At 71.9% G+C, this 17,030-nt stretch carries 14 protein-coding genes; 5 read left to right on the plus strand and 9 right to left on the minus strand.

Features of this window, described 5'->3' with window-relative positions; translation table 11 throughout:
• The first annotated feature begins 8 nt into the window (after window positions 1–8).
• Window positions 9–569, plus strand: a complete 561-nt coding sequence (locus CRP51_RS15230) for a bacterial proteasome activator family protein (protein WP_097231723.1) — start codon at window positions 9–11, stop codon at window positions 567–569.
• 121 nt (window positions 570–690) lie between these two features.
• Here CRP51_RS15230 and CRP51_RS15235 read toward each other — a convergent pair whose 3' ends face one another.
• From CRP51_RS15235 to pdhA, 3 genes are read right to left on the minus strand one after another with little or no spacing between them, the layout of a single operon-like run.
• Window positions 691–2,154 carry a dihydrolipoamide acetyltransferase family protein gene (locus CRP51_RS15235; protein ID WP_097231724.1) on the minus strand — a complete coding sequence of 488 codons (1,464 nt, stop codon included), beginning with the start codon at window positions 2,152–2,154 and terminating at the stop codon, window positions 691–693.
• Between the two features lie 26 nt (window positions 2,155–2,180).
• Entirely contained in the window at window positions 2,181–3,161 is a 981-nt protein-coding gene (locus CRP51_RS15240) for an alpha-ketoacid dehydrogenase subunit beta (RefSeq protein ID WP_097231725.1), read from the minus strand.
• A gap of 1 nt (window position 3,162) precedes the next feature.
• Window positions 3,163–4,554, minus strand: a complete 1,392-nt coding sequence (pdhA, locus tag CRP51_RS15245) for a pyruvate dehydrogenase (acetyl-transferring) E1 component subunit alpha (RefSeq protein ID WP_439333168.1) — start codon at window positions 4,552–4,554, stop codon at window positions 3,163–3,165.
• Window positions 4,555–4,897: 343 nt separating this feature from the next.
• Here pdhA and CRP51_RS15250 point away from each other — a divergent pair, with 343 nt between their 5' ends.
• A complete protein-coding gene (locus CRP51_RS15250; protein ID WP_097231726.1) occupies window positions 4,898–5,566 on the plus strand; it encodes a response regulator in 669 nt (222 codons plus the stop codon).
• Window positions 5,567–5,583: 17 nt separating this feature from the next.
• On the opposite strand, the gene CRP51_RS15255 is transcribed toward CRP51_RS15250, so the two are convergent.
• From CRP51_RS15255 to CRP51_RS15265, 3 genes are all read right to left on the minus strand, one after another.
• Window positions 5,584–6,048 (minus strand): pyridoxamine 5'-phosphate oxidase family protein, encoded by a 465-nt coding sequence (locus tag CRP51_RS15255; protein WP_141514611.1) that lies wholly within the window; start codon window positions 6,046–6,048, stop codon window positions 5,584–5,586.
• A gap of 125 nt (window positions 6,049–6,173) precedes the next feature.
• Window positions 6,174–7,223, minus strand: a complete 1,050-nt coding sequence (locus CRP51_RS15260) for a phosphotransferase (RefSeq protein WP_097231728.1) — start codon at window positions 7,221–7,223, stop codon at window positions 6,174–6,176.
• Window position 7,224: 1 nt separating this feature from the next.
• Window positions 7,225–8,868: a protein kinase domain-containing protein gene (locus CRP51_RS15265; protein ID WP_097231729.1), complete on the minus strand. Its 1,644-nt coding sequence runs from the start codon at window positions 8,866–8,868 to the stop codon at window positions 7,225–7,227.
• Between the two features lie 232 nt (window positions 8,869–9,100).
• Between CRP51_RS15265 and CRP51_RS15270 the strand changes: the two genes are divergently transcribed.
• Window positions 9,101–10,765 (plus strand): Stk1 family PASTA domain-containing Ser/Thr kinase, encoded by a 1,665-nt coding sequence (locus CRP51_RS15270; protein WP_097231730.1) that lies wholly within the window; start codon window positions 9,101–9,103, stop codon window positions 10,763–10,765.
• Between the two features lie 107 nt (window positions 10,766–10,872).
• Here CRP51_RS15270 and CRP51_RS15275 read toward each other — a convergent pair whose 3' ends face one another.
• The 3 genes from CRP51_RS15275 to CRP51_RS15285 form a co-directional block, all read right to left on the minus strand.
• Window positions 10,873–11,691: a maleylpyruvate isomerase family mycothiol-dependent enzyme gene (locus tag CRP51_RS15275; RefSeq protein ID WP_097231731.1), complete on the minus strand. Its 819-nt coding sequence runs from the start codon at window positions 11,689–11,691 to the stop codon at window positions 10,873–10,875.
• A gap of 218 nt (window positions 11,692–11,909) precedes the next feature.
• Window positions 11,910–13,226: a M18 family aminopeptidase gene (locus tag CRP51_RS15280; protein ID WP_097231732.1), complete on the minus strand. Its 1,317-nt coding sequence runs from the start codon at window positions 13,224–13,226 to the stop codon at window positions 11,910–11,912.
• A gap of 132 nt (window positions 13,227–13,358) precedes the next feature.
• Window positions 13,359–15,185, minus strand: coding sequence for an acyl-CoA dehydrogenase (locus tag CRP51_RS15285; protein WP_097231733.1), 1,827 nt, complete (start codon window positions 15,183–15,185; stop codon window positions 13,359–13,361).
• Between the two features lie 114 nt (window positions 15,186–15,299).
• On the opposite strand from CRP51_RS15285, the gene CRP51_RS15290 reads away from it, so the two are divergent.
• Both CRP51_RS15290 and CRP51_RS15295 read left to right on the plus strand, forming a co-directional pair.
• Window positions 15,300–15,851, plus strand: coding sequence for an SseB family protein (locus CRP51_RS15290; protein WP_097231734.1), 552 nt, complete (start codon window positions 15,300–15,302; stop codon window positions 15,849–15,851).
• Window positions 15,852–15,960: 109 nt separating this feature from the next.
• Window positions 15,961–16,947 carry a pirin family protein gene (locus tag CRP51_RS15295; protein WP_097231735.1) on the plus strand — a complete coding sequence of 329 codons (987 nt, stop codon included), beginning with the start codon at window positions 15,961–15,963 and terminating at the stop codon, window positions 16,945–16,947.
• Window positions 16,948–17,030: the final 83 nt, after the last annotated feature.

A 17,030-nucleotide genomic window follows, 5' to 3' on the forward strand; every position in this document is an offset into this window, starting at 1 on the left:
ATGGAGGTATGACTCAGCCGAGGAACGAATCGCCGCAGGAGAACGCCCAGGTCCTGGTCGTCGGCCCGGACGGGATGGCGCTGAGCGGCCCGGTCGGCCGGGACGGTGAGGAGGGCCACTCCGAGACACCGGTCACGGAGATGGTGGAGCAGCCGGCGAAGGTCATGCGCATCGGCAGCATGATCAAGCAGCTTCTGGAGGAGGTGAAGGCGGCCCCGCTGGACGAGGCCAGCCGGGTGCGACTCAAGGAGATCCACACGAGTTCGGTCAAGGAGCTGGAGGAGGGCCTCGCGCCGGAGCTGGTGGCCGAACTGGAACGGCTGTCGCTGCCGTTCACCAACGACGGGGTGCCCACGGAGGCCGAGCTGCGCGTCGCCCAGGCACAGCTGGTCGGCTGGTTGGAAGGGCTCTTCCACGGCATCCAGACGGCGCTGTTCGCGCAGCAGATGGCGGCACGGGCGCAGCTGGAGCAGATGCGCAGGGCGCTTCCGCCCGGCGCGCTGGGGCCGGAGGAGGCGTCCCCGGAAGACCCCCACCAGGGCGGCGCCCGCTCGGGCCCCTACCTGTAAGCCGACCGCACACGGTTCCCCGCGCCCCCGACAGGAAGGGGGTCGCGGGGAACCGCGCGAGCGGCCGGGCACCGGGGCGAGGACGACGATCCGCCCCGGCCCCGCGCGCGGGTGGTCGCGGTCACGTCCAGGTGATCAGCTTCTTCGGGTGCTCCAGCACCGCCGCGACGTCGCCGAGGAGGCGGGAGCCCAGCTCCCCGTCGATCAGCCGGTGGTCGAAGGAGAGCGCCAACGTCGTCACCTTGCGCGGCTTGATCTTGCCCTTGTGCACCCACGGCTGGTCCTTGATCGCGCCGAAGGCGAGAATCGCGGACTCCCCCGGGTTGAGGATCGGCGTCCCGGTGTCGATGCCGAAGACCCCGATGTTGGTGATCGTGACGGTCCCGCCGCGCATGTCGGCGGGGCTGCTCTTGCCCTCCCTCGCCGTGCTGATCAGGTCGCCGAGCGCGCGCGACAGTTCGGGCAGGGTCTTGGCGTGGGCGTCCTTGATGTTGGGCACCAGCAGCCCGCGCGGGGTGGCGGCGGCGATGCCCAGGTTGACGTAGTCCTTGTAGACGATCTCCTGGCGTTCCTCGTCCCAGGCCGCGTTGGCCTCCGGGTTCCGCCGCAGGCCGACCAGGAGCGCCCTGGCCACCAGCAGCAGCGGGTTGACCCGCAGCCCGGCCATGTCGGGGTCGCTCTTCAGCCGCTCCACCAGCCTGATGGTCCTGGTGATGTCGACGGTGACGAACTCCGTCACGTGCGGCGCGGTGAACGCGCTGTCCACCATCGCCTGCGCGGTGGCCTTGCGCACCCCGCGCACCGGGACCCGCCGTTCACGGATCGCCGCCAGCGACTGCGGCTCCACCGCCGGGCTCTCCCGCTCACCCTCGGCGGCGGGGAGCGGCTCGAACGCGGGAGCCGCCGGCGCCACGGGCGCGGCCGGCGCCGCCGACTCCGCGGCCGCGCGCACGTCGTCCCTGGTCACCACGTTGCCCGGCCCGGTGGGCGGCACGGCGGCCAGGTCGACGCCGAGGTCCTTGGCCAGCTTGCGCACCGGGGGCTTGGCGAGCACGCCGGAACGCCCGGGCAGCGACGCGCCGTTGGTCGCCGGCGGCGCGGCGGCGGCCGGCGGCGCCTCGGGGGCGGCGGCGGGCGCCGGGGCCGCCTTGCGGGGGCGCCGCCGGCTGCTGGCCGCCGAGACGCCGTAGCCGACGAGCACCGGCTCGCGCGCCGGCTCCTTCTCCCGCGTCTCGGGCTCCCGGGGCGCGGGCGTCGGCCCGGCCTCGGTCCGCGCCTCGGGTTCTGGGTCACCCCCGGGCCCGGTGTCGGACGCGTCGTCACCGCCGCCGGTGTCGACGGTGATGATCGGGGTGCCGACCTCCACCGTGCTGCCCTCGGGGAAGAGGATCTCGCCGACCAGCCCGTCGTAGGGGATCGGCAGCTCGACCGCCGCCTTGGCGGTCTCCACCTCCACCACGACCTGGCCGTCCGTCACCGCGTCCCCCGGCTGGACCAGCCACTTCAGGATCTCGGCCTCCGTGAGCCCCTCGCCCACGTCCGGCATTCGGAACTCGCGGTAGCGCTGTTGTTGTGCCGCAGCCATCGTCACGACTCTCCTCAGCCTCTCCCTCAGTACGCCAGGGCGCGGTCGACGCCGTCCAGCAGCCGGTCGAGCCCCGGGAGGTACTCCTCCTCCAGCCGCGCGGGCGGGTACGGCGCGTGGAACCCGCCGACCCGCAGCACCGGGGCCTCCAGATGGTAGAAGCAGCGCTCGGTGATCCGCGCGGCCACCTCGGCGCCGACGCCCTGGAAGACCGGGGCCTCGTGCGTGACCACCAGCCGTCCGGTGCGCTCGACGGAACGCTGGACGGTGTCGAAGTCGATCGGGGAGAGCGACCTGAGGTCGACCACCTCCAGCGACCTGCCCTCCTCCTCGGCGGCCTTGGCCGCCTGGAGCGCGGTGCGGACCGTCGGGCCGTAGGCGGCGACGGTCAGGTCGGTGCCGGCGCGGGCGACCCGGGCGCTGTGCAGCCCGTCGGGGATGCCCTCCGCGTCGACCTCGCCCTTCTCCCAGTAGCGGCCCTTGGGTTCGAGGAAGATCACCGGGTCGTCGCACTCGATGGCCTGGCGCAGCATCCAGTACCCGTCGGACGGGGTGGAGGGCGTGACGACCTTGAGGCCGGCGACATGGGTGAACAGCGCCTCGGGCGACTCGCTGTGGTGCTCGACGGCGCCGATGCCGCCGCCGTAGGGGATGCGGATGACGACCGGCAGCTTGACCTTGCCGAGCGCCCTCGCGTGCATCTTGGCCAGCTGGGTCACGATCTGGTCGTAGGCGGGGAAGACGAAGCCGTCGAACTGGATCTCGACGACCGGCCGGTAGCCGCGCAGGGCCAGGCCGATGGCCGAGCCGACGATGCCGGACTCGGCGAGCGGGGTGTCGATGACCCGCTCCTCGCCGAAGTCCTTCTGGAGCCCGTCGGTGATCCGGAAGACGCCGCCGAGCTTGCCGACGTCCTCCCCCATCACCAGCGTCTTGGGGTCGGACTCCAGGGAGGCGCGCAGCGCGGAGTTGATCGCCTTGGAGAACGCCATCTTCTCGACGGTCATGTCAGTTCCCCTCGTGGTCGGCGAAGGAGGCGAGGTAGCCGGCGAACTCGGCCCGCTCCTCGTCCACCAGGGTGTGCCCGTCGGCGTAGATGTGGTCGAACATCGCCATCGGCTCCGGGTCGGGCATGGTGCGGATGGACTCCCGCACCCGGCGGGCCAACGTGTCGCTCTCGGCCTCCAGCGCGGAGTGGAACGCCTCGTCGGCGGCGCCCTCGCGGTCCAGGTGGCGGCGCAGCCGCAGGATCGGGTCCCTGGCCTCCCAGGACTCCAGCTCCTCCTGGCGGCGGTAGCGGGTCGGGTCGTCCGAGGTGGTGTGCGCGCCCATCCGGTAGGTGAACGCCTCGATCAGCACGGGCCCCTGGCCGCTGCGCGTCTGTTCGGCGGCGGCGCGGGTGGCGGCGAGCACGGCCAGCACGTCGTTGCCGTCGACCCGCAGCCCGGGGAAGCCGTAGCCCTGGGCGCGCTGGTAGAGCGGCACCCTGGTCTGGCGTTCCGTGGGTTCGGAGATGGCCCACTGGTTGTTCTGGCAGAAGAAGACGACGGGTGCCTGGTAGACGGCGGCGAAGGTGAACGCCTCCGCCACGTCGCCCTGGCTGGATGCGCCGTCGCCGAAGTACGCCATCACGGCCGCGTCGCCGCCGTCCTTGGCGACGCCCATGGCGTAGCCGGCGGCGTGCAGGGTCTGCGAGCCGATGACGATGGTGTACAGGTGGAAGTTGTTGCTGTTCGGGTCCCAGCCGCCGTGGTTGACGCCGCGGAACATGCCGAGCAGCTGCGTCGGGTCGACGCCCCGGCACCAGGCGACGCCGTGCTCGCGGTAGGTGGGGAAGACGTAGTCGTCGGCGCGCAGCGCGCGGCCGGAACCGATCTGGGCGGCCTCCTGGCCCAACATGGAGGGCCACAGGCCGAGTTCGCCCTGGCGCTGGAGCGCGGTCGCCTCCGCGTCGAAGCGGCGGCTGAGCACCATGTCGCGGTAGAGGCCGCGGAGTTCCTCGTGGCTGATGGTCAGCGGGTAGTCGGGGTGCTCGACACGTTCACCCTCGGGGGTGAGCAGTTGCACCATCTCGGGGCCCTCGGCGGGCGCCGTCCGCGCGGCGGTCCCCCTCGGCGCGGCCTTCTTCGGGCTCGCCTTGCTCGCCGAGGTCTTCTTCGCCGCGCTCTTCTTGGCCGCGGTCTTCCCGGCGGTCGCCTTCTTCGCGGTCGCCTTCCTGGCCGGTGGCTTCCCGGTCGCGCTCTTCGTCGCCGTCGGTCCGGGCTTCCCCGACGTGGACTTACCGGCCGTGGGCTTCCCCTCGGCCGTGCGGCCCCGGGTCCGTCCCGCGGACGGGCGGTCGGTGGACTCCTGCGTGGTGGTGCTGCGCGCGGTGTCGCGCGATGTGCTCTCCACGGTCACTCGTGTTCCTCCGTCGGTCCGGCCCCCGGGGTCCGCCGGGCGACCAGTGCGGTTCGCCCGATCCGTACGGCGCACGGGGTGGGTGCGGCGGACGGAAACCGAGCGATTCCCTTGTTCCCGCTTCCCCGCCCGTTCTTCCGCCTCATGAGAGCACGGTATCCAGCCGGTCCACAAGCCGCGAAAGCAGCCCTGACCTGCGCATTTACCTGGATTTCCAAGTAACGTCACATCCGGGTCGAACGCGCTGGTCGAAGCCCTGCGGGGCAGCGGGTAACTCGCACGTTAACCCGCGCCTCGCCCTCGCGGGAAGGCGTGGGCGCCGCTCCTATGGAAAACTGACAAGGTGCCTGAAAACGGAGAAAACGGTGCGATCACCGTGTTTCTGGTGGACGACCACGAGGTCGTGCGACGCGGGGTCCACGAGCTGCTGGCGATGGAGCCCGACATCGAGGTCGTCGGCGAGGCCGGCACGGCCGCGGAGGCCCTGGACCGCATCCCGGCCGCGCGCCCCCGGGTGGCACTGCTCGACGTACGGCTGCCGGACGGCAGCGGGGTCGAGGTCTGCCGGGACATCCGTTCCCGTGACGAGTCGGTGCGCTGCCTGATGCTCACCTCCTACGCGGACGACGAGGCGCTCTTCGACGCGATCATGGCCGGCGCCTCCGGCTATGTGCTCAAGGCGATCCGGGGCAGCGAGCTGCTCTCCGCCGTGCGGGACGTCGCGGCCGGCAAGTCGCTGCTCGACCCGGACGCCACCCAGCGGGTGCTGCAACGACTGCGCGGCGACGAGAAGAGCGACGACGACCGGCTGGCACAACTGACCGACCAGGAACGACGGATTCTGTCCCTGATCGGCGACGGACTGACCAACCGGGCGATCGGCCAGGAGCTGCACCTGGCCGAGAAGACCATCAAGAACTACGTCTCGGCGCTGCTCTCCAAGCTGGGGATGGAGCGGCGCTCCCAGGCCGCGGCCTACGTGGCCAGGCTCCAGGAGCAGAAGCGACGCTGACGGCCGGCGCCTGCTCCCTACTCGGAGCCGCCGGCGCGCGGGCGGGGCAGCCAGGGGCGGGCGGGGGCGGACGCCTCCGGCTCGTGCACCGAGGCGTAGCGTGGCGCGAGCCGCAGATAGGTGGCCTCCGGATGGCGCGCGTAGCGCGGCGGGGGCGGGAACGCCTCGCGCACACGCTGGTCGGGGTGGGCGACGGTGGCGACACCCACCACCTGCGCCTGCCACGCCGCCGGCGCGCCCGGCCGCTGCCCGTCGTCGTTCGCCTCGTAGGCCAGCACGGTGCCGTCCCACGGGTGCACGACATCACCCGCGTGGGTCACCCGCAGCAGCAGCGTCCCGCCCGTCACCAGATGACTCGCCGGCAGCACCACCGGCATCGCCCGCCGCGTCGCGGCGGCCCGGCCGTGCGGCACGCGGGGCAGCAGCCGCAGCGCCCTGGTCAGCTCCTGACGTGGGGTGTCCTGGTCCGGCATGGGAAACATGGCTTCCACCCTGCCCGCCCGAGCCACCCGCCACACGGGCGGGAGGTCCCACGTCCCCGAGTCCTTGGTCCCGGACGGCCCGGCCGGCGAGCGGCACGGTGGCCGTCCGCGCACCGCGAGAGGCTTCAGCCCCCGCTGAACGCCCCCCGCACCGCGGCCGCGTGGCGGGTCCACCAGACGACCAGGGCCGACGCCGCGGGAAACTGCGGGTCGGCGCGCCGGTCCCCCCGTTCGTAGTGCCAGCGCAGCATCCAGAAGTCGTTGAGCCGCTCCCACCACACCCGGTGAACGGCGGCGGCCAGCTCGTCGGGGGAGGCGCCGGACGCGGCGCGATACGCGGCGGCGTAGGCCCGGATCTTCCCCAGGGCCAGACCGCCGTCCGGGCGAAGGTAGAAGATGCACGCGGCGCGGACCGCCTCCTCCGCGCGCGGCTGCACCCCCAGCCGGTCCCAGTCGACGATGGCGACCGGCTCCACGGGCCCCTCTATCCGGTACAGCAGGTTCAACGGATGGAAGTCGCCGTGCACCCACCCCTCCGTCGGCACCTCGGCCGGCCCGGGACGCAGATGGGCGTGGGTGCGCAGCAGGGCCCTGCGTTCCAGCAGCCGGTGCTCGGCCAGCTCGTCGAAGCCGGTGCGGCGCGGCCGCGCCCTGATGTGGGCCAGCAGCTGGTCGATCACGGCGTGGGTCTCGACGGGGGTGGCGGCGGCGCGGGCCTCGGGCCCCGGGCTGGGGGAACGCCCTATCACCTGCTCCAGGGCCCGGTGGACCCGGCCGAGCAGCGCGCCGAGCCGGTGGCTCTCGTCCGTGCTCAGCTGCGCACCGTCCCGGTGCTGGCCCTCGACCCAGGGGTGCAGCGCGTAGCAGCGGCCCGCGTGCACGGCCACGGTCCGCCCCAGCCGGTCCGCCAGCGGCGGGGCGACAGGCAGGCCGAGTTCGGCCAGGGCCGCGGTCGCCCGGTGCTGCCGGACCAGCGGGGCTATCGCCCCGGGATCACCGTCCAGGTGGTGCTTGAGGAAGTAGCGGCCCCTGGTGGTGGCCAGCCGGTAGCCGTGGTTGAGCAGCCCCTCGGTGAGCGGCTCGCAGCTGAGCGGCTCGCCGGCACCGTACTCGCCCAGCAGCTCGCTGAGGGTGGCGCGGGGAAGGGTGGGCCTTAACGGACTGGTGGGCTTCACGTCAGGGGGTGGCGTCGCCCTCGCTGCCGCCCCCGGGCACGCCCTCCGAGCCGCCCTGGTCAGCGCCGCCCGCGGGGTTCCCGGTCTCGCCGGCACCGCCGTTGTCCTCGCCGCCGTCGTCGCCCTCGGTCACACCCTCGGAGTCGCCGCCCTGGTTGGTCTCCTCCGGCGGGGTCTCCGGCTCGGTCTCCGACTCGGTGGGCTCGTCCGGGGTCGTCGGCTCCTCGGTGTCGGTCGGCGGATCGTCGTCGTCGCCGTCCCAGCCGCCGTCGTCGGAGCCGTTGTCGCCCCGCTCACCCCCGTTGTCCCAGCCGCTGTCGCCCGGGAGCTCCTCGGTCTGCGCCGGGTCCTCCGGCTCCTCCTCGTCGTCCGTCGGCTCCTCCGGCTCCTCCTCGGTGGTCTCGGAGGTCTGCTTGGGGTCGGGCTTGTCGCCGTCGCCGGAGTCGCGCTGGGCCGCGACCAGCACGCCGGTGCCGATGGCGACGACGGCGAGCAGCGCGAAGAGCAGGGTCTTGCCGCGGCCGCCCCCGCGCCGGGGCGGTTCCTCGTCGCCGCCGCGCGGGTCACCCAGCAGCAGCGGGGCGGTGAGCTGTCCGGTGGGCGGGGTGTTGCCGCCGGCCCTGGTCCCCGCGAGGGACTGGGTGCCCATCGGCGGGGTGGTGACGGAGGTGATCGCGCCGGTGTTCCACAGGCCGCCGGTGTGGCTGCCGTGCTCCGCGAGCGTCCTGGCCGCGTACTGCACCAGCCCGCGCATCTCCTCGGCGGTCTGGAAACGGTCGTCGGGCTCCTTGGCCAGCGACCGCATCACCAGGCCGTCCAGCTCCGGCGGCGCCGAGGAGACCTCGGAGGGCAGCCTGGGCTGGTCCTGAACGTGCTGGTAGACGACGGCCAGCGGGGTCTCGCCGACGAACGGCGGCCGCTGGGCGAGGAGTTCGTAGAGCATACAGCCGACCGCGTACAGGTCGGAGCGGGTGTCGACGGCCTTGCCCAGCGCCTGCTCGGGGGAGAGGTACTGGGGAGTGCCCATGACCATGCCGGTCTGGGTCATGGTCTGGTTGGCGCCGTGCAGGGCACGGGCGATGCCGAAGTCCATCACCTTGACGCTGCCGGTGTCGGTGATGATCACGTTCGCCGGCTTGATGTCCCGGTGGACGATGCCGTGGTGGTGGCTGTAGGCCAGCGCTTCCAGCACCCCGGAGACGATCGCCAGCGCCTGCTCGGGCGGCGGCGGGCTGTCCGAGCCGATCAGCAGCTCACGGATGGTGTGGCCGTTGACCAGCTCCATCACGATGTAGGGGACGACGTTCCTGCCGACCTGCTCCTCGCCGGAGTCGAAGACGGCGACCACCGCGTGGTGGTTGAGCCCGGCGACCGACTGTGCCTCGCGGGTGAAGCGGGCCTTGGAGACCGGGTCCTGCGCGAGGTCGGCGCGAAGCAGCTTCACGGCCACGGTGCGGCCGAGCCGCACGTCCTCGGCGGCGAAGACCTCGGCCATGCCCCCCTGGCCAAGGCGCCTGGTCAGCCGGTACCGTCCCTCACCGACAAGACCGTTGTTACCCCACAGCTCCGGCGCGTCGGGCACCTCGTCGCCGGGCTGGTCGGGCTCCTCGTCGCCGGGGCCCGCAGCGCCTCGCACCTGTGCCATCAGTCCTCGCCGTAGTTAGCTGGATCGCTCGGCCATCAAACCCGGTCCGGGGTCGCGCTGACAAGTTGAGCCCGTCGCCGCCGGTCACGGAACGGACAACGTCCTTGACGTCCCCTGGCCCTGGGGCAGACTGGGGACGTAGAACAGGTAGTTCGTATGATGCGCGGTGTGGCACGCCCAGCGACGGGGTGGTGCAGTTCAACAACGACACCGCCCTAGGGGGATCAGTCGGATGAGTGACCACGCGCAGCCGCCTGCCGACTACCCGGGTGGCCGCTCGGTCGGCGGTGGGCGGTACCAGCTGCGGAGCCAGTTGGGGACGGGCGGCATGGCCTCCGTCCACCTCGCGCACGACACCGTGCTCGACCGGCAGGTCGCCATCAAGACCATGCACAGCGAGCTGGGCCGCGAGGACGCGTTCCGGGAGCGGTTCAAGCGCGAGGCCCAGTCCGTCGCCAAGCTCGCGCACACCAACATCGTCTCGGTCTTCGACACCGGCGAGGACATGGTGGACGGCGCCCAGGTGCCGTACATCGTCATGGAGTACGTCCAGGGTGTGCCGCTGCGCGACGCCCTGGAGGAGGACATCGCCCGCTACGGCGCGATGCCGGCCGACAAGGCGCTCCGGATCACCGCGGACGTGCTGGCCGCCCTCGACATCAGCCACGAGATGGCGCTGGTGCACCGCGACATCAAGCCGGGGAACGTGATGATCACCCGGCGCGGGGTGGTCAAGGTCATGGACTTCGGCATCGCGCGGGCGATGCAGTCCGGGGTCACCGCGATGACGCAGACCGGCATGGTCGTCGGCACCCCGCAGTACCTCTCCCCCGAGCAGGCGCTCGGCCGGGGCGTCGACGCGCGCTCGGACCTCTACTCGGTGGGTGTGATGCTCTTCGAGCTCCTCACCGGCCGGCTGCCGTTCGACGCGGACTCGCCGCTGGCGATCGCCTACGCGCACGTCCAGGAGGAGCCGCCGGCGCCCTCCTCCATCAACGCCTCGGTGCCGCCCGCGCTGGACGCCATCGTGGCGCAGGCGCTGCGGAAGAACCCCAACGAGCGGTTCCCCTCGGCGGAGAACTTCCGGAACGCCTGTCTGACGGTGGCCAGTTCGCTGACGCAGGCCACCCCGCAGATCGACCCGAACGCGGCGGCCGCCTCCAACAGCGGCGCGGCGGTCTCCCAGGCGGTCTTCCCGCAGTTCGGAGCGCCGACGCCGCCGCCGTCCACCCCCGCCTCCCCGTACGCGCCCAGCGCGGCGGGCGGCGGCTACGGCTATCCGCCGCACCAGGCCCCCGGCACGGCCGGCCACGGCGGCCCGCCGCACCCCCCGCACTACCCCAACGCCACCTCGCCCGGTGGGCCTGCGAACGGCGGCGGCTCCGGCAAGGGCACCCCGTGGATGGTGGTGGTCGCCGCGGTGGCCGCCATCGCGCTGATCGCCACGGTGGCGATCGTCGTCGTCACCAACGGCGGGGACGACGACAAGGAGCCCGAGGCCGGCCCCAGCGGCGACAACAGCACCGAGGTCGCGGCCCCCGGCGGCAACGACGGGGAGTCCGAGGAGGAGCCCGAGCGCCGCTACAAGGAGGGCGACTCGGAGAAGACCATCGACACCACCGAGTGCACCCACGCCAACGACTACTGGGACCAGGAGAACAACGAGGGCGCCGTCGTGATGCCCGACTTCTACGACGTGCACATCGACTCGGTCAAGGAGTGCATCCGCGCCGCCGGTTGGTCCTACGAGGAGAGCCTCACCTACAAGGACGAGGTGCTCAAGGGCGACGGCATGGTGGTCGGCCAGAACCCCGAGGCGAACACCGCCTACGACCCCGAGGACGACGACTTCTACATCGAGTTGGTCGTCTCCACCGGGCTCGAACCCCTCAACTGACCCGGCTCCGGCCGGCGTTCCCCGGACACGGACCACGAGGCGGACGGGGCGGGCGTTTCACGTGAAACGCCCGCCCCGTCCGCTCCCCGTGCGGCGGAGAGTCCCGCTCACCATGGGGAGGCCAGTCCTGCCAGAATGCGGTCGGCCAGGTCGCGTTCGCCCTCGACCTTGACCTTCTCGGCGGCTCGCCGGCCGCGCAGCCGCCCGGTGACCACCCGGGTGAAGGTCTCCCAGTCCAGCGTGAAGGTGGCGACCGGGCCCAGCGAAGGGCTGCTGTCCACCGAGCCGTTGCCCTGCTCGTCCACGCGCACCGTGCGCAGGAACTCGACCGGGCCGCTGACGTCGAAGACCACGGCGGACTTGACCGGGGCCTGCTCGGCGACCACACCGGGCAGCCGCTGCAACAGCACGTCCCTGGCGACGAGGGCGGCGGGGGTGTCGAGAGTGACCGGCTGCTTCAACGCCCTCCGCAGATCCTGCTCGTGCACCCAGACGTCGGCGACGCGCAGTTGGAGGTACTGGCCGAGGGGGAGCTTGCCGTGGAGCGGGTGGGAGATCACGTCGGAGGCGTTGCGGCGCTCGTTCCGCAGATGGCGGGAGCGCCGGATGATGGTGTACTCCAGCTCGCTGGTCATCTCGGGGCCGGTGTGGTGGCGTCGCACGTCCACCTGCACCTCGTGGTACCTGCTGGTCTCGTCGGTGACGTGGTAGAGGTCGCGGGGCAGGCTGTGGATCGGCCGGGGGTCGCCCAGGGCCTCGCACTCGCCGCCGATGACATGGGAGACCGCGTCCCTGACCGACCAACCCACGCGTTCTGTCGGGCGGTTCCACTCCCCCTCGACCAGCGACGACACCAGCTCGGATATCGACTCGATGGACTGGGTCCAGGCATCGACAGACGGTTGCAGGCTCGGATGCACGGTCACGGGACCCCTCGTGGCGGTTTCGTCGCGGTTGGGTGTGTTCACACGGTACGCTGCGCCGGCATTGCCGGTGAATGCTTATCAGCAACGAATCCTAGGGCGAGTGAGGTGCCCTGAGCCACCGAGAGGACCCAGGCGGCGACGCCGTGCAGTGCGCCGCCGCCCGCCCCCGTGGACTCCACCCTGCCCCCCGCTCTTCACCGAACGGCCACAGCTCGTCGTCAGCCCTGCCACGGGCGGCCGGCGGCGGTGCCGCCGCGCTCGTCGAGAAAGGCGGTCATGGCGTTCGCCAACAGGAACGGGTCGTTGGCCGCGCAGAGTTCGCGGGCCGAGTGCATCGACAGGATGGCGGCGCCCACGTCCACGGTCGCGATGCCGTGCCGGGCGGCGGTGATCGGGCCGATGGTGGTGCCGCAGGGCATGGCGTTGTGGGAGACGAACGACTGCCACGGCACCCCCGCCCGTTCGCACGCGGCGGCGAAGACCGCGCGGCCCCGGCCGTCGGTGGCGTAGCGCTGGTTCACGTTGACCTTGAGGATCGGGCCCGCGCCGACCACCGGGTGGTGGTCCGGGTCGTGGCGCTCCGCGTAGTTGGGGTGGACGGCGTGCCCCGTGTCCGAGGAGAGGCAGAAGGAGCCGGCCAGCGCCCGCGCCCGGTCCTCCAGGTCGCCGCCCCTGGCGTGCACCGAGCGCGCCAGCACCCGGCCCAGCAGCGGGCTTTCGGCGCCGGTGTCGGACTGGCTGCCGTTCTCCTCGTGGTCGAAGGCGGCCACCACCGGGATGTGGTCGAGGTCCCGGCCGGCGGCCGAGGTCAGGGCGGCGACGGCCGCGTGCACCGACAGCAGGTTGTCCAGCCGGGGCGCCGCCACCAACTCCCGGTCCCGGCCGAGATAGGCCGGCGGCTCCACGCTGTGCGTCATCAGGTCGAAGCCCAGCACCTCGCCGGCGGCGACGCCGACCTCGGCCGCCAGGAACTCGATCAACTCCCCCTCGCGCGGCTGCCCGATGCCCCACAGCGGCGTCATGTGGCGCTGCCGGTCCAGCTTCAGCCCGTCGTTGACCCCTCGGTCCAGGTGGATCGCCAGTTGGGGAACGCGCAGCAGCGGCCGGTCCACATTGACCAGAACCTGTCGCCCGTCGCGCAGCGCGAGCCGCCCGGAGAGGCCGAGATCGCGGTCGAGCCAGGTGTTGAGCAGGGTGCCGCCGTAGACCTCCACGGCGAGCTGCTTCCAGCCGTGGGCGCCGGTGTCGGGGATCGGCTTGATGCGGAGGTTCGGCGAGTCGGTGTGCGCGCCGACGACCCGGAACGGGGTGGCGGCCCCGGCGCCCTCCGGCACGTACCAGGCGACGAGCGCTCCCCCGCGGACCAGATACCGCCCACCGGCCGCGCCGTCGAACGCGGCGGACTCCTCGACCTGACGAAAGCCGGCCTTCTCCAGCCGTGAGGCCGCGTTCGCCACGGCGTGGTAGGGCGAGGGCGAGCCCGCGAGAAAACCGAGCAGGTCGTCCGTGTGGTCGCGGTCAAAAGGAGCGTTCATGCCCTCAGCATACGAATGCCCTCGCCGGCCGGCCCGGGGACCGGTGGGGCGAGAACGACGACCGCCGCCCCGCTCCGAGGGGAGGGAGCGGGACGGCGGTGTCGGTGGGGGACAGGACGCGGAGAGGCCCGATCAGAAGGCGGCCTCGTCCAGGTCCATCAGGGAGAGGTCGGTGGCCTCGGCGGCGGAGCGGGCGACGGCGACCGTCGGCAGCACCGAGCCGGCGAAGTGCCGCGCCGCGGCGATCTTGCCCTGGTAGAAGGCGGTGTCCTTGGCCGGGGCCTCCGGCAGCTTGGCGGCGGCCACGGCGGCCCCGCGCAGCAGCAGATAGCCCACGACCACGTCGCCGGAGGAGAGCAGCAGCTGGGTGCTGTTGAGCCCGACCTTGTAGAGCGAGCGGACGTCCTTCTCCGTGGCGGCCAGGTCGGTCAGCAGCACGCCGACCATGGCCTCCAACTCGCCGGCGGCGCGGGCCAGCTGCTCCCTGGCCGCGGCCAGCTCCTCGCCGCCGGGCGCCTCGGCGAGGAACTTCTTGATCTCCTCGGCGAGCCCGCTGAGGGCCTGGCCCTGGTTGCGGACGATCTTCCGGAAGAAGAAGTCCTGACCCTGGATCGCCGTGGTGCCCTCGTAGAGGGTGTCGATCTTGGCGTCCCGGATGTACTGCTCGACCGGGTACTCCTGGAGGTAACCGGAGCCGCCGTAGGTCTGGAGGGACTCGGCCAGCTGCTGGTAGGAGCGCTCGGAGCCGTAGCCCTTGACGATCGGGAGCAGCAGGTCGTTGAGCGCGATCTCGGCGGAGGCGTCCTCGCCGGCGGCCTCCTTGGCCAGGATGTCGTCCTGGACGCTGGCCGTGTACAGCACCAGCGAGCGCATCCCCTCGGCGTACGCCTTCTGCGTCATCAGGGAGCGCCGCACGTCCGGGTGGTGGGTGATGGTGACCCGGGGCGCGGTCTTGTCGGTGAACTGGGTGAGGTCGGCGCCCTGCACCCGCTCCCGCGCGTACTCCAGCGCGTTGAGATAGCCGGTGGAGAGGGTGGCGATGGCCTTGGTGCCGACCATCATCCGCGCCATCTCGATGATCTTGAACATCTGGCGGATGCCGTCGTGCTTCTCGCCGAGCAGCCAGCCCTTGGCCGGCTGGTTGCCGCCGAAGGTCATCTCGCAGGTGTTGGAGACCTTCAGGCCCATCTTGTGCTCGACGTTCGTCGCGTAGACGCCGTTCCGCTCGCCCAGCTCGCCGGTCTCCCAGTCGAAGTCGTACTTGGGGACGACGAAGAGGGAGAGGCCCTTGGTGCCGGGGCCGTGGCCCTCGGGGCGGGCCAGCACCAGGTGGATGATGTTCTCCGTGAGGTCGTGCTCACCGGAGGTGATGAAGCGCTTGACGCCCTCGATGTGCCAGGTGCCGTCCTCCTGGCGGATGGCCTTGGTGCGGCCGGCGCCCACGTCGGAACCGGCGTCCGGCTCGGTGAGGACCATGGTGGCCGACCACTCGCGGTCGATCATCAGCTGGGCGATCTTGCCCTGCTCCTCGGTGCCCTCGTCGAAGACGACGCGGCCGAAGCTCGGGCCCGAGGCGTACATCCAGATCGCCGGGTTGGACCCCAGGACGTTCTCCCCGGCGGCCCAGATCAGGGAACGCGGGGCGGTCATGCCGCCCAGCTCCTCGCCGATGGACATCCGCCACCACTCGGCGTCCATGTACGCCCGGTAGCTCTTGCGGAAGGTGGCCGGAACGGGGGCGGTGTGGGTGTCCGGGTCGAAGACCGGGGGCGTGCGGTCGGCCTCGGCGTACGAGGCGGCCAGCTCGTTCTCGGCGAGCCGGGTGATCTCGGACAGGATGTTCCGAGCGGTGTCGGTGTCGATCTCGGCGAAGGGACCGCTGCCATAGACGGCGTCCCGACCCAGGACCTCGAAGAGATTGAACTCGATGTCGCGGAGATTGGACTTGTAGTGGCCCATGACGACGGCTCCGTAGCTGACGAGTGGATACCGGGCAGTAGCCCCATGATGCTACCCGCTGGTAATAAGAAGCAAGCGGAAACCGGTCAACTGTGAGTCAGTACTCTTTCTCGCATGTATGGCTACGACCAGTCCGGCTACCCCGGACAGCAGCCCTATGGCACCCAGCCCCCGCAGCCGCCGCCCGCGGACGGCTTCGGCGGTGCCTACCCCGGCGGCCCGGAGGCCGCCGAGGGCTACGGCGGTCAGCAGTACTACCCCGAGCAGCAGCAACAGCAGCCCCCGGCCGCCTCGGCCGCCCCCCAGGCACCGCCCACGCTGACCGACGCGCTGCGCGCGTACACCTCGGGGGCGATGTCCAGCGAGGAGTTCCACGACACCTTCCTGGCCGGCAAGATCTACTGCCCGCGCGGCGAGAACCCGGGCTTCCTCGCGCTGCACAACACCCAGCAGCCGGTGATCCCGCTCTTCACCTCGCTCAAGGAACTGCGCCGCTACGCCGGCAAGGAGTCGCGCTACTTCACGGTGACCGGCGGCGAGGTGCTGGACCTGCTGCCCACGGGATACGGCTTCGCGCTGGACATGGAGGGCGAGCACCGGCTGGTCCTGGACGCCAAGTCGGTCGAGGAGATGGTCGAGTACACGATGCGCCGCCTCTACGGCTGATCCGGCCCGCGCCGCCCCGGGCCGGAGGCGGGCGACTCAGGGGACACCCACCCCTCGACGAAAGTTGAGTCTTCAACTACCCTGGCCGCACGCCGCCGAGGAGGTCCCCATGCCAGCGATCACCGTCGAGAACCCGCTCACCCTGCCGCGCGTGGCCGCGCCCGCGGACGCCGTGGCGCGCCCCGTGCTCACCGTGACCACCGCGCCCACCGGCTACGAGGGCGAGGGCTTCCCCGTCCGCCGCGCCTTCGCCGGCATCAACTACCGCCACCTGGACCCGTTCATCATGATGGACCAGATGGGCGAGGTGGAGTACGAACCCGGCGAGCCGAAGGGGACGCCCTGGCATCCGCACCGGGGCTTCGAGACCGTCACCTACATCATCGACGGGATCATGGACCACCAGGACAGCCACGGCGGCGGCGGGACCATCACCAACGGCGACACCCAGTGGATGACCGCCGGCTCCGGGCTGCTGCACATAGAGGCGCCGCCGGAGCAACTGGTCATGTCCGGCGGCCTCTTCCACGGCCTCCAGCTCTGGGTCAACCTCCCGGCCAGGGACAAGATGATGGCCCCCAAGTACCAGGACCTGCGCAGCGACAGCGTCGCCCTGCTCACCAGCCCGGACGGCGGCGCGCTGCTGCGCGTCATCGCCGGCGACCTGGACGGCCACACCGGCCCCGGCGCCACCCACACCCCCATCACCATGATCCACGCGACCCTCGCCCCCGGCGCCGAACTCACCCTCCCCTGGCGCGAGGACTTCAACGGCCTCGCCTACGTCCTCGCCGGACGCGGCACCGTCGGCCCCGACCGCCGCCCCGTCCACACCGGCCAGACCGCCGTCTACGGCACCGGCACCTCCCTGACCGTCCGCGCCGACGAACAGCAGGACGCCCACACCCCCGACCTCGACGTCGTCCTCCTCGGCGGCCAGCCCATCCGCGAACCCATGGCCCACTACGGCCCGTTCGTCATGAACACCCGCGCCGAACTCCAGCAGGCCTTCGAGGACTTCCAGAAGGGCCGCCTCGGCACCATCCCCACCGTCCACGGCATGAACGCCGAAGGCCCCCGCAGCCTTGGGTTCTAGGGGTCGTCGCAACACCGCCTGGTTTCAGGTGGTGAGTAGATCACGTAGACGCTCGGCTGGGGTATCCCAGCCGAGCGTTTTGC

This window comes from Streptomyces zhaozhouensis, from assembly GCF_900230195.1.
In the GTDB taxonomy this organism is placed as follows: domain Bacteria; phylum Actinomycetota; class Actinomycetes; order Streptomycetales; family Streptomycetaceae; genus Streptomyces; species Streptomyces zhaozhouensis.